Annotated in this window: 16 protein-coding genes and 3 pseudogenes; 16 read left to right on the forward strand and 3 right to left on the reverse strand. The window is 69.3% G+C overall.

Features of this window, described 5'->3' with window-relative positions; genetic code table 11:
* The first annotated feature begins 563 nt into the window (after positions 1 to 563).
* From OG485_RS07920 to OG485_RS07975, 12 genes are all read left to right on the forward strand, one after another.
* The gene (locus OG485_RS07920) at positions 564 to 1,412 is read left to right on the forward strand and encodes an MmyB family transcriptional regulator (protein ID WP_328665295.1); all 849 of its coding nucleotides are present in this window, start codon (positions 564 to 566) and stop codon (positions 1,410 to 1,412) included.
* A gap of 347 nt (positions 1,413 to 1,759) precedes the next feature.
* Positions 1,760 to 3,007, forward strand: coding sequence for an ATP-grasp domain-containing protein (locus OG485_RS07925; protein ID WP_328665297.1), 1,248 nt, complete (start codon positions 1,760 to 1,762; stop codon positions 3,005 to 3,007).
* Positions 3,008 to 3,092: 85 nt separating this feature from the next.
* On the forward strand, positions 3,093 to 4,355 hold the full coding sequence (locus OG485_RS07930) for an ATP-grasp domain-containing protein (RefSeq protein ID WP_328665299.1): 1,263 nt from the start codon (positions 3,093 to 3,095) through the stop codon (positions 4,353 to 4,355).
* 75 nt (positions 4,356 to 4,430) lie between these two features.
* Entirely contained in the window at positions 4,431 to 5,090 is a 660-nt protein-coding gene (locus OG485_RS07935; RefSeq protein ID WP_328674275.1) for a 7-cyano-7-deazaguanine synthase, read from the forward strand.
* The gene (locus OG485_RS07940) at positions 5,087 to 5,452 is read left to right on the forward strand and encodes a 6-pyruvoyl trahydropterin synthase family protein (RefSeq protein WP_328455208.1); all 366 of its coding nucleotides are present in this window, start codon (positions 5,087 to 5,089) and stop codon (positions 5,450 to 5,452) included. Before OG485_RS07935 ends, OG485_RS07940 begins: the two co-directional genes overlap by 4 nt.
* Positions 5,453 to 5,528: 76 nt before the next feature.
* Positions 5,529 to 6,227 carry a 7-carboxy-7-deazaguanine synthase QueE gene (locus tag OG485_RS07945; protein ID WP_328665301.1) on the forward strand — a complete coding sequence of 233 codons (699 nt, stop codon included), beginning with the start codon at positions 5,529 to 5,531 and terminating at the stop codon, positions 6,225 to 6,227.
* A 2-nt stretch (positions 6,228 to 6,229) separates the two neighbouring features.
* Positions 6,230 to 6,835 (forward strand): GTP cyclohydrolase I, encoded by a 606-nt coding sequence (folE, locus tag OG485_RS07950; protein ID WP_328665303.1) that lies wholly within the window; start codon positions 6,230 to 6,232, stop codon positions 6,833 to 6,835.
* A 108-nt stretch (positions 6,836 to 6,943) separates the two neighbouring features.
* Positions 6,944 to 7,960 (forward strand): isopenicillin N synthase family dioxygenase, encoded by a 1,017-nt coding sequence (locus OG485_RS07955; protein WP_328455202.1) that lies wholly within the window; start codon positions 6,944 to 6,946, stop codon positions 7,958 to 7,960.
* 50 nt (positions 7,961 to 8,010) lie between these two features.
* Positions 8,011 to 9,264 carry an ATP-grasp domain-containing protein gene (locus OG485_RS07960; RefSeq protein ID WP_328665305.1) on the forward strand — a complete coding sequence of 418 codons (1,254 nt, stop codon included), beginning with the start codon at positions 8,011 to 8,013 and terminating at the stop codon, positions 9,262 to 9,264.
* Between the two features lie 69 nt (positions 9,265 to 9,333).
* Positions 9,334 to 10,107 carry a HalD/BesD family halogenase gene (locus OG485_RS07965; RefSeq protein ID WP_328455198.1) on the forward strand — a complete coding sequence of 258 codons (774 nt, stop codon included), beginning with the start codon at positions 9,334 to 9,336 and terminating at the stop codon, positions 10,105 to 10,107.
* A 126-nt stretch (positions 10,108 to 10,233) separates the two neighbouring features.
* The gene (locus tag OG485_RS07970; RefSeq protein WP_328665308.1) at positions 10,234 to 11,559 is read left to right on the forward strand and encodes a cation:proton antiporter; all 1,326 of its coding nucleotides are present in this window, start codon (positions 10,234 to 10,236) and stop codon (positions 11,557 to 11,559) included.
* A gap of 58 nt (positions 11,560 to 11,617) precedes the next feature.
* A complete protein-coding gene (locus OG485_RS07975; protein WP_328665311.1) occupies positions 11,618 to 12,838 on the forward strand; it encodes an MFS transporter in 1,221 nt (406 codons plus the stop codon).
* A gap of 255 nt (positions 12,839 to 13,093) precedes the next feature.
* Here OG485_RS07975 and OG485_RS07980 read toward each other — a convergent pair.
* Positions 13,094 to 13,474, reverse strand: a pseudogene (locus OG485_RS07980) (uracil-DNA glycosylase); the annotation flags it as partial.
* Between the two features lie 183 nt (positions 13,475 to 13,657).
* Between OG485_RS07980 and OG485_RS07985 the strand changes: the two are divergent.
* A pseudogene (locus OG485_RS07985) lies at positions 13,658 to 13,912 on the forward strand (uracil-DNA glycosylase); the annotation flags it as partial.
* A gap of 76 nt (positions 13,913 to 13,988) precedes the next feature.
* Here the strand turns inward: OG485_RS07985 and OG485_RS07990 are convergent.
* Complete coding sequence (locus OG485_RS07990; RefSeq protein ID WP_328665312.1) at positions 13,989 to 14,666, reverse strand: uracil-DNA glycosylase; 678 nt, start codon at positions 14,664 to 14,666, stop codon at positions 13,989 to 13,991.
* 219 nt (positions 14,667 to 14,885) lie between these two features.
* On the opposite strand from OG485_RS07990, the pseudogene OG485_RS07995 reads away from it, so the two are divergent.
* The 3 genes and pseudogenes from OG485_RS07995 to OG485_RS08005 form a co-directional block, all read left to right on the forward strand.
* Positions 14,886 to 15,350, forward strand: a pseudogene (locus OG485_RS07995) (uracil-DNA glycosylase); the annotation flags it as partial.
* Entirely contained in the window at positions 15,347 to 16,444 is a 1,098-nt protein-coding gene (locus OG485_RS08000) for an N-acetylglucosamine kinase (RefSeq protein WP_328665314.1), read from the forward strand. The pseudogene OG485_RS07995 and the gene OG485_RS08000, both read left to right, overlap by 4 nt.
* 129 nt (positions 16,445 to 16,573) lie before the next feature.
* The gene (locus OG485_RS08005) at positions 16,574 to 17,494 is read left to right on the forward strand and encodes a sirohydrochlorin chelatase (protein WP_328665316.1); all 921 of its coding nucleotides are present in this window, start codon (positions 16,574 to 16,576) and stop codon (positions 17,492 to 17,494) included.
* 120 nt (positions 17,495 to 17,614) lie between these two features.
* Here the strand turns inward: OG485_RS08005 and OG485_RS08010 are convergent, their stop codons facing one another.
* On the reverse strand, positions 17,615 to 18,661 hold the full coding sequence (locus OG485_RS08010) for a lactonase family protein (protein WP_328674276.1): 1,047 nt from the start codon (positions 18,659 to 18,661) through the stop codon (positions 17,615 to 17,617).
* Between the last annotated feature and the right edge of the window lie 68 nt (positions 18,662 to 18,729).

Consider the following 18,729-nt stretch of genomic DNA (forward strand, 5'->3'; position numbering starts at 1 on the left):
GAGACACCCGGCCGTGGATGACGCCCCCGGCGTCGAGGCGTCCCCCGTTGGGGCGGCCGGCTCCGGAGCCCACGGAATCAGGTCACGCTCGCGATCCCGGACACAGCCATCATGCTGCGACCGGCACCGCTTTATCCACCCACAGCTTTTTGACCCAAGAACGGCATGCCTTTATTGAACTTGCGCTGGTGAGCGGGCATTTGCCGTGGAGCGGGCCAGGAGACGCGTAGGGGCCCGTCCTGGCCACCGACCACGGAAGGCCGGTCACACACGCACACGCAAAGCGAACCTCAAGTCTCCCTCAAGTGATCACAATGTGAGATCGTTCCGTCGCAAGATGACCACGAACTGGCACCACCATGACTACGCCAACACAGGGGCATGACACCCCCTGCGGATATCGCCAACGGCACCGGACCACGCCTGACCAGCCGTTCCACCAGCCGTTCCACCAACCGAGATGGACCTGGACGCCGCACCTCGACGTCCCAGGTCCGAACCATGCACCGAGCACCACCGCACACCACGATTCACGGGGGTCGGTAACACATGTGGAAGTTTCGATGAACGCGAAAGCACTGCGGGTGCTCCTGACAAAACGACGAGCCTCGGTGGCACCGGAAGCCCACGGGCTCAGGCGCCCCAGCGGCAAGGGCCGACGCGCGGCCGGACTCGCCCAGCATCAAGTCGATCTCCTGCTCAACCGCGGCCCGGGAACCTACCAGCGCCTTGAGTCGGGGAAGTACAGGAACCCTCCCGTCGACCTGCTGCACGACCTCGCTCGCCTCTTGGACCTCTCCGAGCTGGAATGGATCACGCTGTGCCGTTACGCCGGCATCGGCGATCCACCCTGTCCTCTCACTCCACAGTCCGGCGAACAGGTTCCCCACCTCTGGAACGACGCCGTCAAGGGCATCTCCCACGCGGCATGCGTCATGAGCGCCTCGTGGAACATCCTTGCCCACAACCGGCCGTTCGAAGACATCTTCCCTCCCGGGAAATGCCCCACGAACACGATGCAGTGGATGCTGTTCGACGGCCGGCATCTGCTCTCCAACTGGACCACCGCCTGGGCGCCACACCTCCTGTCCCTTCTGCGCGCCGACCTGGCCGCCCGCCCCGAGGACGAGGTTCTGCGCCGGCTCGAATCGGCCGTCATCGCGGACCCCACCGCTGGGCAGCTCTACGAATCGGCCGGCGTGGTCGTCCACCCCTATGAGGTGGAGCGCCCCCTGCTGCATGCCCGGCTCGGCCCGGGTTCGATCAACATGTGCGTGGCACAGCCCCTGTCGTCCCCCGGAGCACGTCTGTGCATCCTCATCTTCACGCCCGTCGGCCACTCCCCCGGCCCTGCTCCCAGAAGCCAGGAGTCGGCCATCTCCCTCATTGAGCAGGTGAAGGTACCCGCCTGAGAACGGCGGACGACTTCGGCCAGGCGCGGCGATACGGTTCTCCCACCACCCGGGAACCGTATCGTCGCGCCTCCTTTTTATTCCTCCGTGAGGCAGCGAATAACCCAGCTGTCTTTTGGGAGTAAAAGACGGCAGTGGATAACACCGCACCAGCCACGTGATGATTACCGGGGTGAGCACGCCGCGCAGTCCCCGACTGGTCGGTGGTCCACCGTCCGTCCTGCCGCAGCCGGTTCCGACGCAACGGCACCTCCATCGAACGGGAGTTGCGGCCACCCCCTCTGTATCGGCAACCCCGATGCAGTCCACCTATCGCCGCCGGCGTTTCCCTAACGGAGGGCTTACTGATGCGAACTTCCGCTGTCAAGAGCGTGCTGTTTGTCGGAGGGAAGCGGACCGAGGCACTCGAGGCAGCCCGGAACTCCGGTCTGCAGGTCATCTACGTGGGCCCCAAGACCGACATGACCGCACGGCATCACGAACTGGTCGACGCGGCGTTCCTCTTCCCTGAGTTCTCTCCCGAACTCGCCCTGCGTGCCGCCATCGCGCTGCGGGAACTCATTCCGTTCGACATCGCGTACACCGCCGGCGACCCGTACCTGGAGACGGCCGCACGGATCAATCATGAACTCGGCCTGAAATCGAATCCGCTGCGCACGGTCTCCGCCGTCAACGACAAGGCTCTTATGCGGGACATCCTGCGCGACACGGGCGTGCACCAGGTTGCGTCCGCGAAAATCCGCAATCGGCTCGACCTTGAGGAATTCGTCACGTCGAACGGCTTCCCGCTCATCCTCAAGCCCACTCGGGGCAGCGCGAGCGAAGACGTCCGCATCATCTCCGACGCCACCGAACTCGCCGACGTGGCCGCCGGGCTGGAGTCCGCCGGGAACGCTTCCTCCGACAGTGCGGCGCCCTGGGTGGCCGAGGAGTTCCTGGAGGGGCGGGAATTCAGCGTCGAGACACACAGTGCCGCCGGTGAACACCAGATCCTCGCCGTCACCGAGAAGTTCAAGACCGAGAGCTTCGTCGAGATCGGCCACGTGGTGCCTGCGCGGATCACCGCCGAGGAACACACCATGCTCACCGACGAGACGAAGGCCGTCCTGACCGCCCTCGGCGTGGAGGAAGGGCCGGCCCACACCGAACTGATCCTCACGGCCAAAGGCCCCGGCCTCGTCGAGACGCACACCCGTCCCGGGGGCGACGCGATCGTGGAACTGATCCGGATCGTGGCGGGATACGACATCCACGAGATGACCTTCTCCTGGCTGTCCGGAGAGCGCGCGGACGTGTCGCACAAGCCGCTGGCCGGGGGTGCGGCCATCTGGTTCCTCACGGCCGAGCAGGGCCGGGTGACGGCCGCCGGGGGCGAGACGGAGGCCCGGACGTCCGAGGGAGTTCAGTTCGCCTCGCTCTCGGCGGCCGTGGGTGACGTGATCTCCGAGGTCCGCAGCTCCGCCGACCGGCACGGCGAAGCGCTCGCTGTCGGCGAGGACGCGGACAGCGCGCTGCGGAACGCACGGGAAGCCGTGGCCCGGTTCCTGGTCGAGGTCGAGCCGCTCAACCCCGCGGGAGACCCGGTTCAGGGCTGACACCAGGAGTGTCGGCCAGCCCCGCCCGAGTCCCGGCCGGCCTCATGACGTCCCTCCGACAGAAGAACCAAGGAAACGAGCAGACATGACGACGAACCCCACACCCGCCGGCGCGCCGACACCCGAGAAGCCGCTCCTGCTCCTGGTGGGCAGCGGAGGCCGGACATGGCGCGAGTACGTGCTGCGGGCCATCGTGACCAAGTACCGGCTGCACCTCCTGTGCCCCGCGCCGCCCTCCTGGGAGAAGCCGTACATCGACGGGTACACCGTGGTCGACACGCTGGACGCCCCGGCGATGGACGACATCGCCCGCGCGCGCACCGAGAGCTTCGCCGGCGTGCTGACCTATGAGGAAACGCGCGTCGAGTCCGCCGCCGAGCTGGCCACCGCGCTGGGGCTGCGGACCAGTCCGCGAGCGGCCGTGAGCGCCTGCCGCGACAAGTACCTCGGCCGCCAGGCCCTCAAGGAGAGGGGCGTGCCGCAGGCCGAGTCCATCGCCGTCACCGATCTGGCGCAGGCCCAGGAAGCCGCCGAGCGGATCGGCTACCCCGTGGTGGTCAAGCCCCGTGCGCTCTCGGCCAGTTGCGGAGTGACCTTCGTGCCCGGGCCGCAGCAGCTGGAGGAGGCCTACCAGGAGGCGGGCAGGATCTGGTTCGACGAGGTACCTCGCTCCGAAGCGCCCATCCTCGTCGAGGAGTTCCTCGACGGGCCGGAGATCAGCGTGGAGGCCCTCTGCCGCGACGGGCAGGTCACCGCTCTGTTCGTGGCGCGCAAGGAGCTCGGCTACGCCCCCGGCTTCGAGGAGGTCGGCCACACCGTCCGGGCGGACGACCCGCTCCTGCACGACGAGACGCTGCTCAAGGTCCTTCAGGACGCCCACACCGCGGTGGGCCTCACCGACACCGTGACCCACACCGAACTCCGGCTGACCGCGGCCGGACCGAAGGTCGTGGAGATCAATGCCCGGATCGGCGGCGACCGGATCCCCTACCTGGGCGGACTCGTCACCGGGATGGAGATCGGGCTGGTGGCCGCGGACCTCGCCGCCGACGTGGTGCCGGACATCCCGCGGACCACCGGCTCGGCGACGGCCGGCGTCCGCTTCCTCTACCCCGAGCGGGACCTGAAGCTCGAGTCCATCGAGATCGACGAGGCCAAGCTGCCCGCGTCGATCCATGAAGTGACGCCCCTGGCGGACCCGGGCAGGGAGCTCTGGCTCCCGCCCGTGGACAACGCGCGCTCGCGCTACGCCCTGGTCATCGCCGTTGCCGAGACCGAGAAGGACTGCGCTGCCGCCCTGGACGAGGCGGCCGCGGCGGTGACGGCCACGGGCGTCCCGCTCTCCTGACACCAGAGAGCAGCAGTTCGCACCACCCACCATCGAATCCTGGGGGAAAGCACAGTGCCGAGGATCATCGCCATCGTGTCCGGTGGCATGGATTCCGTGACCATGGCTCACCAGCTCAAGGAGCAGGGCAACGATGTCCACCTGCTGTCGGTCGACTACGGCCAGCGCCACCGCAAGGAGCACGACTTCGCCGCGGCTGCGGCCGAGCGGCTCGGAGCGGCGCACCAGATCGCGGACCTGAGCGCCGTTGGGGCCATGTTCCGCGGCTCCTCGCTCACCGACCCCACGGTCGATGTGCCCGAGCAGACCTGGGACGGGTACGGCGAGAGCCCCAACATCGTGCCGAACCGCAACGCGCTGCTGCTCGCCGTCGCCTTCGCGATCGCGGTCGTGGAGAAGGCCGAAGCGGTGGCGATCGGCATCATGGCCGGCGACGCCACGTCGGTCCCCGACAGCACCCCCGCCTTCCTCGACTCCTTCATCGCCATGGAGCGACTCGCGACCAAGGGGTACGCACATCCCGAACTCGACCTGCTCGCTCCGCTGGCGGGGCTGCAGAAGAGCGATGTCGTCCTGCTCGGCGAACAGCTCCGCGTCCCGTGGACCCGGACGTGGACGTGTCTGCGCGGCGAAGAGGCGCACTGCGGCCGCTGCGCGGCCTGCTGGGAGCGCCAGGAAGCCTTCACCGACGCCGGAGTCGACGACCCGACCACCTACCAAGGGAACAGAGGATGACTCTCCGTATCACCAAGCAGTTCGCCTTCTCGGCCAGCCACCAGCTGGACGGCCTGCCCGACGGACACCAGTGCGGTCGCCTGCACGGCCACAACTACCAGGTGGAGATCGAGCTGAGCGCCCAGCGGGACCAGCTCACCGCACCCGGATTCGTGCGCGACTACGGCGATCTGGCCGGATTCAAAGGGTGGATGGACGAATTCCTCGACCACCGGCACCTGAACGACGTGGTGAAGGAACAGAATCCGTCGGCCGAGAATCTCGCCGTGTGGATCTATGAGCAGTGGTACACGGTCTATCCGGAACTCACAGCCGTACGCGTCTCCGAGACGCCGAAGACCTGGGCCGAATACCGTCCCTGATTCTCCATCGCGCACGTCACCTGCAACAGAATTCAGTGAAGGGGGTGGTGCCTTGTGGAACCGGAGCTTGTAGTCAATGAGATCTTCGGCCCCACCTAGCGCCTTTCAAGGCGAAGGGCGCTCGATCGGCCGTCGATGTGCATTTGTGCGACTGGGCGGCTGCAATCTCTCCTGCCGGTGGTGCGACACTCCGTACACCTGGGACTGGACAGGATCCAGTGACACGGGAATCAAGTTCGACCCCAAGAAAGAACTCCACCGGATGCCGGTCGGCACGGTCGCGGAGAAACTGCTCGCCTACGGTGTCGAGCTGGTCGTCATTTCCGGCGGAGAGCCTCTCAACCAGCAGAATCGACTCGTTCCGCTCGTCGATGAACTGATGCGGCACGGCGTCGAGATCGAGATCGAGACCAATGGCACGCGGGTTCCCGACGAGCGTCTGATCGAAGCCGGCGTACGTTTCAACGTCTCCCCGAAGCTTTCGCACGCGGGAGATCCTGTCGAACAGCGCATCGTTCCCGATGCCCTGCGGAGCCTGGCCCGGCTTCCCTCCAGCACATTCAAGTTCGTCTGCCGGGAATTGGCCGACCTCGACGAAGTGGCCGAAGTGGCGGACGCGTTCGGCATCACCTCGGTCTGGATCATGCCGGAGGGGCAGACCAGCGAAGAGGTAAACGGCCACATGCAAAAGCTGGTGTCCACCGTCATCGACCGTGGCTGGAACACCACAACCAGGCTGCACACTCTGGTCTGGGGACAGAAGAGGGGTGTCTGAGAGTGCTCGACAAGATGATCGAGGATGAGGTCCTTACCGTCCGTCCCGGTATCGCCGAAGAGGCCGTGCCGGATCCGCTCGAGGGCCTGGCCCGGGAACTTCTCACGGAGATAGGTGAAGACCCGGACCGCGAGGGTCTCCGGGACACGCCGGCACGCTACGCGCGTTGGTGGCGCGAGTTCACCAACTACGACCCCGGCACCATCGACACGCTCTTCGAGACGACGTCCTCGGGGCAGATGGTGGTGGTCTCGGACATCAAGGTGTGGTCGCTGTGCGAGCACCACCTGCTGCCCTTCAACTGCTCGCTGACCATTGCCTATCGCTCCGCCAAACAGCTGCTCGGGCTGTCGAAGTTCGCCCGGATCGCTCATCAGCACGCCCACCGGCTGCAGGTCCAGGAGCGTCTGGTGTCGGGCATCGCGGAAGACGTCATGCGCATCACCGAAGCACCGGACGTCGCCGTCATCGGCCAGGGCGAGCACCTGTGCATGACCATGCGCGGGATCAAGACCGTCGGCCTGATGACCTCCACCTCGTTCCACGGGGTGTTCGCCGAGGACAGCTCCGCCCGGTCCGAGCTGCTGTCCCTCGCGCGCGGGGTCTGAAGTCCCGGCAGTGATCGGGCCGCCGTGGGATTCCCGGGCCCGGTCGGTTCCCGCGGACGGCCTGCGCAACGTCAGTTCGTCGTCGCGTCAAGAGAGTGGAACACCTTCATGTCAGACACGTTTCCTGTGATCGACCTCCGGGACGCCGAACGCGGCCCTGAGGCACGGGCCGAGTTCCTGGACCGTCTACGACGGGCCGTCCACGACATCGGCTTCTTCCAGCTGGTCGGGCACGGCGTGACCGGTGCGGCCGAACTGCTGGACCTGTCCCGGGAGTTCTTCGCGCTGCCGGATCAGGAGCGCCGCGAGCTGGACATCCTCAACTCCCCTCATTTCCGCGGCTACTCCGAGCTCGGCCGGGAACGGACACGCGGTGTGCCCGATCAGCGCCAACAGCTCGACATCGGGCCCGAACGGCCCGGCGGACGCCCGGCCCCGGGTGAGCCGGCGTATCGCTGGCTGGTCGGCCCCAACCAGTGGCCGGCCGGCCTGCCGGGCCTGCGGCCCGCCGTCATCGACTGGATGGACCAGCTGACGGGCGTCTCCCACCGACTGCTCAACCTCATTCTCGAGTCGCTGGAGACGTCTGCGGACTTCCTGGACACGGTCGTCGATCCCGATCCACAGGTCCACTTCAAGCTGCTGCACTACCCGGGTCCCGCCGAGTCGGTGGACATCGACCCCTCGGACCAGGGAGCGGGCATCCACAAGGATCTCGGGCTGCTCACCCTGCTGGTCCAGGACGATGTGGGCGGGCTCCAAGTGGCCGTCGAGGACGACCACTTCGTGGACGTGCCGGTGGTCCCGGACGCGTTCGTGGTGAACCTCGGCGAACTCCTCGAGGTCGCCACGCGCGGCTATCTCAGGGCCACCGTCCACCGGGTCGTCCGCCCGGCGCCGGGGGTCGACCGGTACTCCATGCCGTTCTTCTACAGCCCTCGCCTCGAAGCGTCGATGCGGCCGCTCCCGAGCCGCCACGTCAGCGAGGCGGGCGGTGTGGTCGTCGACCCGGACAATCCGCTGTTCGCCTGCTACGGCGACAACGTGATGAAGGGCCTGACCCGGGGGTTCCCGGAACTGATCGCCCGCCACCACCCCGATCTGCTGACCGCGGCCGGCCAGTGAGGGTCGGACGGACCACGCCCCGGCAGCACTCTCCCGAAGGAGCAAAGCAGTTGAGCAACCGCAAGCCGGCCGTTCTCCTGGTCGACCCTGTGTCGGTCGGAGCGGGCTACAAGCAGGCGGTCCGGGACATGGGCATGGACGTCGTGTCCCTCTTCACCAACGAACCGGCGGACCTGAGGGCGACCTGGCCGGACCACGCCAAGGGCGACGACGCCTCCCTGTACGCCACCGAGGCGGCCGAGGTCCTGACCGCTCTCACGGGGCTCGACCAGGAGATCAAGGCCGTCGTCCCGGGCTCGGAGTCCGGGGTGCACCTCGCGGGTGTCATCGCGCACGAACTGGGCCTGCCCTGCAATGACGTCGAGCTGGCACGGGCCAGGCACGACAAGGCCCTCATGCGCGACCACGCCGCCTCGCAAGGGCTCCGTATCCCGGCCTACCGCCTGGTGCGCGACCCCTCCGAGGTCCGCGAGGCCGCCGAGAGCATCGGCTACCCGGTCATCGTCAAGCAGCGCGAGGGCGCCGGCTCCATCGGCGCCACGCTGGTGCCCGACACCGCGAGCGCCGAGAACTTCGAAGTCGTCGACAAGACCAACTACTTCGGCTGGACGGTCGACGCCTGGCTGGTCGAGGAGTACATCCGGGGACGTGAGTTCGCGGTCAACGCCTTCAGCAGCGACGGCGACCACCGGGTGATCGACATGTGGGAGTACCGCAGGCCCGACGACCGGGACTACGACTTCCCGCTTTGGGACAACGTCCAGGCCGTGCCGGACGATCCCGACTGGGCGAGGATCGAGGAGTACGTCGTCCGGGTACTCACCGCGTTCGGGGTGCACCGCGGTCCCAGCCACACCGAGGTGAAGGTCAACGCGGACGGCGTCTTCCTGATGGAGGTGGCCGCCCGGCTCCCCGGCGGCCCCGCCACCGACCAGTGGTCGGAGTTCACGGACATCCGTCCGTTCCACGACACCCTGGAGTGCTACCTCGGGCGGCGACCCGCCGTCATGGACAAGCCGGTCAACAGCCGCGCCATGTTCGGGGCGATCGCCCTCCACAACGAGGTCGGCCCCGGCACCCTCGTGGCCATGCACGGCCTGGAGCAGGTCAAAAACCACCCCGGTGTCGACAAGGTCCTGGTCTCCTACCAGCCGGGCGATCATGTGCCGCTCACCCGCGACATCCTGTCGATCCCGCTGGGCGCCTGGGTCTCCGGCCCGGACCAGGAATCGGTCGTACGGGTGCTCGCGGAGATCAGGGCCATGGTCGACCTGGAGATCACGCCGGACACGCCGGCCGTCTGACTGCGTCCGCCCCCGTTCCCGGGCGGTTCTCGCGATCCCATCCCATCAGCACAGGAAGAAGGACTCAGCATGGACATCAGCAAGATCGACGAGACACTCGGCAAGTTCCTGGCCGAGAACTACACCCCTGAGCGCATCGAGCAGCTGGCGGACCGGTTCCACCACAAGGGAGTGGTGAAGTTCGACAAGGACGCGCGGCTCGTGCCCGAGGAGATAATGACCGCCGTCCGCGCGGAGGCCGATCAGCTGATCGGCGAGCACAAGGAGCGCCGGGACCTGCTGCTGCGCACCACGGGCAACACCCCGCGCAAGATGAGTGTGGTCAAGAGCGAGGACATCGAGCAGAGCGAGCTCATCCGCACCATCGCCACGTCGGAGTCGTTCCTCGGCTTCCTCGGGCGCGTGGCCCGTGAGCCCGTCATTCCCCAGGTCTCCGAGGACGAGCGCTACCTGATCACCCACCAGGAGTTCAAGGCGGACACCCACGGATGGCACTGGGGCGACTACAGCTTCGCCCTCATCTGGGCCCTGCGGATGCCTCCCATCTCGTGCGGCGGCATGCTCCAGGCCGTCCCGCACACCCACTGGGACAAGACCGACCCCCGTATCAACGAGACCCTCTGCGAGCGTCGGATCGACACGCACGGCCTCGTCACCGGGGACCTCTACCTCCAGCGCACCGACACCACGCTGCACCGGACCGTTCCGCTGACCGAGGACGGCGCGGCCCGCACCATCCTCAACATGACCTGGGCCGGCGAGCGTGACCTCGACAAGCCGCTGATCGGCAACGACCGCTGGTGGGAGGACCCGGAGGCGAAGGCCGCGCAGTCGATGATGTAAGGCCGGCTGCCGACCTGGAGGTGCGGATGCGGCGCCGCGCCGCGGCGCCGCTCCCGAAGGGCCAGGCCGCGCGCAGGAACGCGCGCCCGGCCCTCTTCATCTGAATTCGGACGGGACCTGTCTGACGTGTCCAGTAGCCAGATCACAGCTTTCTTCCTCGACGTCGCGCTGATCGCCGGGTTGGCATGGGTAGGTGGCACCGTGGCGCGACGGTGCGGCCAGCCCGCCGTCATCGGTGAGATCGTGGCCGGAATCCTCCTCGGGCCCACGCTGCTGCACGCGTCGTTCACCGAGGCCCTCTTCCCGATGGAAGTACGGAGCGAGCTCAGTGCCCTCGCCGACATCGGTCTCGCCCTGTTCATGTTCGCGCTCGGTACGGAGTTCGAGTGGTCCGCCAAACGCTCGGTCCGGCGTACCTCGTTCGCCATCGCCGTCAGCGCGATGGCGGTCCCGTTCACGGTGGGAGCGGGTCTCGCCCTGTGGTGGGGGCCGGGCGAATCCTCGGCGAGCAGGTTGCCGCAGGTCATGTTCATGGGAATCGCGTTGTCGGTGACCGCGTTTCCCGTCCTCGCCCGAATCGTCGAGGACCGTGGCCTCTCCCGAACGCCGCTGGGGCAGTTGGGGGTGGCCAGCGCCGCGCTCTGCGACATCTTCGCGTGGGTGCTGCTGGGCGCGGTCATGCTGCTCTGCGGCAGCGGCGCACCCTGGCGCCTCCTCTGCTTCGTCCCGTACCTGATCCTGATGATCGGCGTCGTACGGCCGGCCCTCCGTGCGCTCATGCGCAGGGCGAGCGGCGAGGCCGATCTGGTCGTCACGTTCGTGGGAGTGCTCGCGTCCTGTGCCGCCACCGAGTGGATGGGGCTGCACTTCATCTTCGGCGCCTTCGTCTTCGGCATCGTGCGGACCAGCGCCCGGCGCGGGCTGCCGGAAAAGGTGGATGTCCGGCTGCGGCAGCGTCTGGGGTCGCTGAGCAGCCGGCTCTTCATGCCGGTCTATTTCGTGGTGGCCGGCTGGAACGTGGACCTGTCCAGCCTGGGTCCGTCCCAACTCCTCGACCTCTCTGTGCTGTTGGCCGCCGCCGTGGCCGCCAAGTTCCTCGCCGCGGCCGGGGCCGCCCGGCTCTGCGGGATGACGCCGAGGGACTCGGCGGCGATCGGTGCCCTGATGAACACGCGCGGGCTGACCGAGCTGATCGTGCTGACCGCGGGCCGCGAGATGGGGTTGCTGGACGGCACCCGCTACACGCTGCTCGTGGCCATGGCCGTGCTCACTACAATGTCCACCGGCCCGGTCCTGAAGCGACTGCTGCCTCCCGGCGACCGGCCCGGACCGGACACCGCACCTGCCCCGCTGTCCCCGGACTCGGAGCATGCCGGACGGTCTCAGGGCGTCGGGGAACCGGCACACGACGTACCGCGCGAACCCACCGCGCGTGACGCCCGAGAGCCGTAACGCCCTACCGGCCCCGCCGTCGGATGCCCGCCGCACCACAGAGCAAGGAGCCCAGAGGATGTCTGCCGAGCCCGAAGTCTTAGGGGAGACGACCCCGCGCGGTCCGCTGCACAGTTACCGGGAACTGAGGAAGGTGCCCGGGTTCTGGCGGATCGTGGCGGTCGGCATGGCGTCGAAACTGCCGAACAGCATGGTCGAGTTGAGCCTGCTGCTGATGGTGGGCCGGGCGTACTCGTACACGACAGCCGGCCTTGCCGTGGCCTGCCTCGCGGTCGGCACGTGTGTGACGTCCCCGCTGCGCGGCCGGCTCATCGACCGGCACTCCCCCCGCGTGGTGCTGCTCGGCTGTCTCGCCGGCTACGGGGTGGCGACCGGCCTGCTGATCCTGGTGGTGTCCGACCACGGGCCCACCGCCTGGGTCCTCGTGACATCGGCGGCCCTCGGGGCGACGGCGCCACCGATCGCCGTCCTGATGCGGACCGTCTGGTACAACGCCGCCGACCAGGCCATGCTCAACACCGCGATGGCCCTCGACTCGGCGATGATGGGCACCGCGCTGGTCACCGGCCCCGTGCTGGCCGGCTGGCTCAGCCTGTCGTTCTCGGGTGCCGCGCCGCTGGTGGTCATCGTGGTGCTGACCACCTTGGTGGTGTGCCTCCTGCTCGACACTCCGGCCTCACCGCAGCCGGACAGGCGACGGCACTGGCTGGGACCGCTGACCTCCGCGCCCCTGCGGCGCCTGCTGATCGCCGACGGGCTCTTCGTCCTGGCCGTGACCGCGACCGACGTGATCCTGCCGATCTACGCCAAGGAGTACGACGCCGCGGTGTTCACCGGGGTATACATCGGGGCCCTGTCCGTCGGCAGCGTGCTGGGCAGCCTCGCCCTGGGCGCCATGCCCAACCTCCTGGCCCGCGGCCCCAAGCTCTCGGTGCTGCTCTGTGTCTTCGCGGCGGGAGTCGGCACGCTGGCGCTGGCCACCCGGCTCTCCCCGCTGGCGGTCCTCTTCCTCTGTCCGGTGGCGGGACTGGTCATCGGTTCTGTCTTCGGCACGCTGCGTACGGTGGGCGGGGACCTCGCGAGGAAGGGCGAGATCACCGAGACGATGTCCTGGCTCACCAGCCTGGACATGGCGGGCGGCGCTGTGGGAGCGGCGGTCTTCGCGCACCTCGCCGTGGTCCAGGGGAGCAGGACGGCAATCGTCCTGGTGCCGTTGGTGATCCTCCTGAGCGCCGTGGTGGGCTGGACCGCGCGGACCCCGGCGGTCAAGCAGGCATGATCCTCCGGCCGCCGCCCCGTGAACCCGCCCTCACCCCAGATGAGTTCGCGTTCGCGCGGTCGTCGGCCTCCAAGTCGGCGGCCGACGGTGGCCGACGCTGCATCCACCGCGGGCCGTGCCCCGTCCGACGGCCCTTCCGGGGCTTGGCCGGCGACGGCTCCCGCTCGACCGGCGTCGAGGCAGGCGCCCGGCGCGAGCCGGGCGCCCCGGGCAGGAGACCCCTGCCCTCCGAGCCGTACCGCGCCCCGTGCCCTGAGGCAGTCGCCAGTCCACCGGCTCGGCTCCCTGCCGCAGCAGCAGGTCGTTGGCCCGGCTGAAGGGACGCGAACCGAAGAAGCCCCGGTCCGCCGACATCGGAGACGGATGCGCGGACTCGATCGCCGGAAGATCCCCCAGCAGCGGCCGCAGGTTGCGCGCGTCACGCCCCCACAGGATGGATACCAGGGGGTTGCCGCGCGCGGCCAACGCCCGTGTCGCCTGCTCCGTGACCTCTTCCCAGCCCTTGCCCCGGTGCGCGGCGGGCTTGCGCGGAGCCGTCGTCAACGCCCTGTTGAGCAAGAGCACACCCTGCTGCGTCCACGGCGTCAGATCGCCGTTCGACGGCCTGGGCAGCCCGAGGTCGGAGTGCATCTCCCGGACGTCCTCTGCGTCCGCGCGGCGGTCATGGCCTGAGCGTGGTCACCCGGGAACTCCAATGGCCCTCGGCGGTAGGCGTCTTGTGCCCGGAGACGACCGATTCGGCAACGAATCGGTCATCCCCGGACGCTGGACGGCCACCAGTTTGATCTCGGCCATGTGTACGGCAGTAGGGTGACGCCCGTGGCACCACGACCGTTGCATGAGATCGTCGAACCGGGCTGGGCGAAAGCCCTCGAACCCGTCGCCGGACGGATCGCCGAGATGGGCGACTTCCTGCGCGCGGAGATCGCCGCGGGACGCACCTATCTACCGTCCGGGGCGAATGTCCTCCGGGCCTTCCAGCAGCCCTTCGACGAGGTCCGCGTCCTCATCGTCGGGCAGGACCCCTACCCGACCCCGGGACAGCTGAGCGTTGGATCTGCACACAACTGCGCGCTCAGGTAAGGGAGTTCCTTCCCACATTAAGGATGGGACGGCAAGGGCCCTCGGTCCGCGCCCGAGGACCCTTGCATTACGCCAGTTGCCAGTTCACCGGTTCGGCGCTTTGGCGGAGAAGGAAGTCATTCGCCCGGCTGAAGGGCTTCGATCCGAAGAACCCGCGGTCGGCGGACCGGGGTGACGGGTGGGCCGACTCGATGACCGGGTACTTGTCGAGCAGCGGGCGCAGCTTCCGTGCATCAGCGCCCCACAAGATGGAGACAAGGGGCTTGTCGCGGTCGGCAAGGGCTCGGATCGCTTGCTCAGTGACCACCTCCCATCCCTTGTCGCGGTGCGAGCCTGCGCCGCGAGGGCGCACGGTCAGCGCCCTGTTAAGGAGGAGTACCCCCTGGCTGCTCCAGGGGGTGAGGTCTCCGTTGGAGGGACGAGGTGTCCCAATGTCGTGGTGCATCTCCAGGAAGATGTTCTCCAAGCTGCCGGGGAGGTTCCGTACCTCGGGGGCGACAGCGAAGCTGAGGCCGATGGCCATGCCTGGGGTGGGGTATGGGTCCTGTCCGACGATCAGGACCCGGACGTCGTCGAAGGGTTGCTGGAAGGCCCGCAGTACGTTCGGGCCGGCAGGCAGGTAGGTGCGTCCGGCCGCGATCTCGGCGCGAAGGAAGTCGCCCATCTCGGCGATGCGTCCGGCCACCGGTTCGAGGGCCTTCGCCCAGCCTGCTTCTACGAGTTCATGTAGGGGTCGTGGTGCCACGAACATCACTCTAATGGCGGGGTCTGACACGCTCGCCCCTTCCTCTTATTACGCTAGTCATGCAACCTGCTCGCCTTCTTCGGCTTCAGCGAGGACGTCAAGCAGTTCGCGCAGACGTTCCGCCGGGATGAGGGAGGCTCGTTGCGTCCAGTAGTCAACCCACTCACTTGCCGTCATCACGCCTGGTCAGCCTCTCGTTCCGAGTACCTAGATCTCGGAACCCCCGCACACGCGGTGGGTCTGTCCTTCTCGGTGGCCCCGGACGTCCGTCCGCTGCCGCCCAGCCTGATCAACATCTTCCGCGAACTGAACACCGACCTCGGCGCGCCCCAGCCGTCCAACGGGGACCTCACCCCCTGGGCCGATCAGGGCGTGCTGCTGCTCAACAGGGCGCTGACCACGGCACCCCGCAGCCCCGCCGCACACCGCGGCAAGGGCTGGGAGGACGTCACGGAACAGGCCATACGGGCGCTGGCCGCGCGCGGCCGGCCGCTGGTGTCCATCCTGTGGGGCCGCGACGCCCGCAATCTGCGCCCCCTGCTCGGCAGCCTTCCCTCGGTCGAATCCGCGCACCCCTCGCCCATGTCGGCCGACCGCGGCTTCTTCGGCTCGCGCCCCTTCAGCCGCGCCAACGACCTGCTGACGAAGCAAGGAGCCGAGCCGGTGGACTGGCGCCTGCCGTGACACTCGACGGAGGACACGGCCGACCGCACGACGGGCAGAGCCCTGCCGTGGTGCTGGCCGTGGACTCCGGAGGCTCGGGACTGCGCGTGGCTCTCGCCGCGCACGCGGTGCCGGGCGATGACCGCTCTCCCGTACGCCGAGGGGCCCCGGCGCACCCTCACCCGGCCCCGCTCGGTGCCCCGCTGACCTCAAGGGAGCCGGTCCGTACCGGGCCGCGCGGGATCTCGGCCGGTCATCTGCTGGAACAACTGCTGCCGATGGCACGGCGGTTGATGGCCGAGGCGGGCGCCGAACGGCTCGGGGCCGTCGCCGTCGGCGCGGCCGGCCTGGCCACGCTCGGCGACGAACTGCGGGACGAGCTCCCGGCCGCCCTGGCCCGTGAACTGGGAGTACGGCGGCTCGCCCTGGCCGCCGACGCCGTGACCGCGTACACGGGCGCCCTGGGTGCCCGGGCGGGTGCCGTGATCGCGGCGGGCACCGGCATGATCGCGGTCGGCACCGATCTCACGTCGTGGCGCAGGGCCGACGGGTGGGGACATCTGCTCGGCGACTGCGGCGGCGGCGCGTGGATCGGCCGCGCGGGCCTGGAGGCGGCCCTGCGCGCCTTCGACGGCCGCCCGGGCGGCTCGGCCGCGCTGCTGGCACGGGCGGCGGAGATGTTCGGGCCGATGCCGGAACTGCCCGGCCTGCTCTATCCGCGCAGCGACCGGGCCGCCGTGCTCGCCTCCTTCGCCCCCGAGGTGGCCGGCCTCTGCGGGCGCGATCCCGTGTCCTCGCGCATCCTGCAGACCGCCGCACGGCACATGGCCGAGTCGGCCGCCGCGGTGTGCCCCGCCGACGGCGAGCCCCATCTCGCGCTCACCGGGGGCGTGTTCAACATGGGCGCCGCGATCCTCGGGCCCCTGACCGAGGAGTTGGGCGAGCGGCTGCCGCACGCCTGGCGCGTGCCGGCCCTGGGCGACCCGCTCGACGGCGCTCTGCGGATCGCGGCCGACCTGGCGGACGGCCGGCTCGCACTGCCCCCGGACGACCGGATGTTGTCCGTGGTGGCCGAAAAGCCGTACGGGGAAATCTATGGCCCGAATTCTCCGTAGGGCCGACAAGTCGTCGACTACTGATCACTTCTGCCCCGTACGTAACTCATCAGACAAAAGCGGACGGATACCGCTCACCTGCACCCTCCCCGAACAGGGGAACCCGAGAAACCAGTAACATGCGGCGCCATGAGCTCCCCCACTGGGCCCGCGTCCGGCCTGCCAGTACGAATGCCGCGACCCCGCCAAGCCGGGCGGCACCGCCGTCCGGAACCCCTGGCGGCTCCTGAGGGCGCGCCCGCGCTCGTCCTCGCGGTGCCGGGCACCCCCAGCGCCGCCACGCGCAGCCTCGCCGAGGAGGTCGTGAGCATCGCCCGCTCCGAGCTCCCCGGCCTCGATGCCCGCATCGGTTACCTGGACGGGAACGACGAGTTCCCCACGCTGCAGTCCGTGCTGACCCACGCCGCCGAGGAGCGCACCGCGCGCTTCGAGCAGGCCCGCGCCGCCGGTTCCGACGTCTCCGCGCCCGACGGCCCTGTCGGCATCGTGGTGCCGCTGCTCGCCGGTCCTGACGGCGCCCTGCTGCGCCGGATCCGCCAGGCGGTCATGGAAAGCCGTGTCGCGGCCGAACTGACCGATGTCCTCGGTCCGCACCCGCTGCTCGCCGAGGCCCTGCACGTGCGCCTCTCCGAGGCCGGTCTGGCCCGCGCCGACCGCGCCCGGCTGTTCACCGTGGCGACCGCCGCGGACGGCATCGTCCTCGCCACCGTCGGCGGCGAGGACGCGGTGCAGGCGGCCGGGATCACCGGCATGCTGCTCGCCGCGCGGCTCGCCGTGCCGGTCATGGCGGCGGCGCTCGACGAAGAGGGTTCCATCGCGGCCATCGCCGAGCAGCTGCGCGGCTCCGGTTCGCAGCAGCTCGCGCTCGCCCCGTACCTGATCGGTCCGGAGCTCGACGCGGGTCTGCTCGACGCGGCCGCCAAGGAGGCCGGCTGCAGCGCCGCCGAGGCCCTCGGCCCGTACCCGGCGATCGGCAAGCTCGCGCTCTCCCAGTACACGTCGGCGCTGGGCATCGCGCCGCCGCAGACCCAGGGAGCGCCGGCCTTCTAGTCGGCCGCCGCCCACCCGCACCACCCGTACCGCCCGCACATCGAAAGGGCCCGCTCCTGAACCAGGAGGGGCCCTTTCCCGTTGGCGCGGGGCGTACCCGGCCTGATATCAGCCGCCTGATCAGGCGAAGATCACACAGGACGCGGCGGGCACCTGGACGGAGCCGCCTCGGCGCGGAACGCCGGTGTCCGGTTCGACGGTGAACCAGGTCACGTCGCCGGAGCGCTCGTTGGCCGCGTAGAGGAAGCGCCCCGAGGAGTCGAGGGCCAGCGCACGGGGCCAGACGCCGCCGCAGGGCACCTCGGCGACGAGCGTGAGCCCCTCGGCGCCCGCGTCGACTTCGAGCACGGAGACACTGTCCTGCCCGCGGACGGCGGCCCAGACGAAGCGGCCGTCGGGCGAGACGACGATGCCCGACGGGTACGCGTCGCCGTCCGGGACACCGGAGAGGAGCGGCGTCTCGCCGACGGGTCGCAGCGAGCCCTCCGCGGCGTCCCAGCGGCAGACGGTGACGGTCGGAGCGAGTTCGTTGAGGACGTACGCGTGCCCGCCCCGCGGGTGGAAAGCGAGGTGGCGCGGCCCGGAGCCGGGGCGCAGGGCGATCTCGCGGTGCAGGGTGAGCGTTCCGCCGTCGAGGGCGCACACCCGGACCGAGTCCGTGCCGAGGTCCACGCTGACCGCCCAGCGGCCGGTGGGGTCGGGCTGCACATGGTGGGCGTGCGGTCCCTGCTGTCGCTGTGTGTGCGGACCGGAACCGGTGTGCCGCAGCACGCTGGAAGCGGTGGGCGCCAGTCCGCCGCCGGGGCGGACGGGTACCGCGCTGACGCTGCCCGAGCCGTAGTCCGCGGTCAGGACGTGTCCGTCGAAGACACTGAGGTGGGTGGGGCCGCTGCCGCCGGTCCGGGTCGGCGGACCGGTCAGTTCCGGCTTGTCGCCGTGCGCCCGGAAGGCGGCCACCGCACCCTCGGCGGTCTCGCTGACCGCGTACAGGACGTCGTGCGCGGGCGCGAACGCGAGATACGAAGGGTCGGGTACGTCGTCGACGGCGCTCAGCACGGTCAGTGCCCCGGTGTCCGGGTCCACGGCCGCCGTGAGGACACCGAGGCCTCCCGCCGCCGTGAACGACCCGATGAACGCCCGCTGTCGCCGTCTGCCGCCGTACGCCACTTCTGTCCCCTCTCGGTCCCGCGTCGTCGGGGCGACGGTAGCAGTCACGACGCTGCGGTCTAGACCAA

The organism is Streptomyces sp. NBC_00328 (assembly GCF_036139655.1).
Taxonomy (GTDB): domain Bacteria; phylum Actinomycetota; class Actinomycetes; order Streptomycetales; family Streptomycetaceae; genus Streptomyces.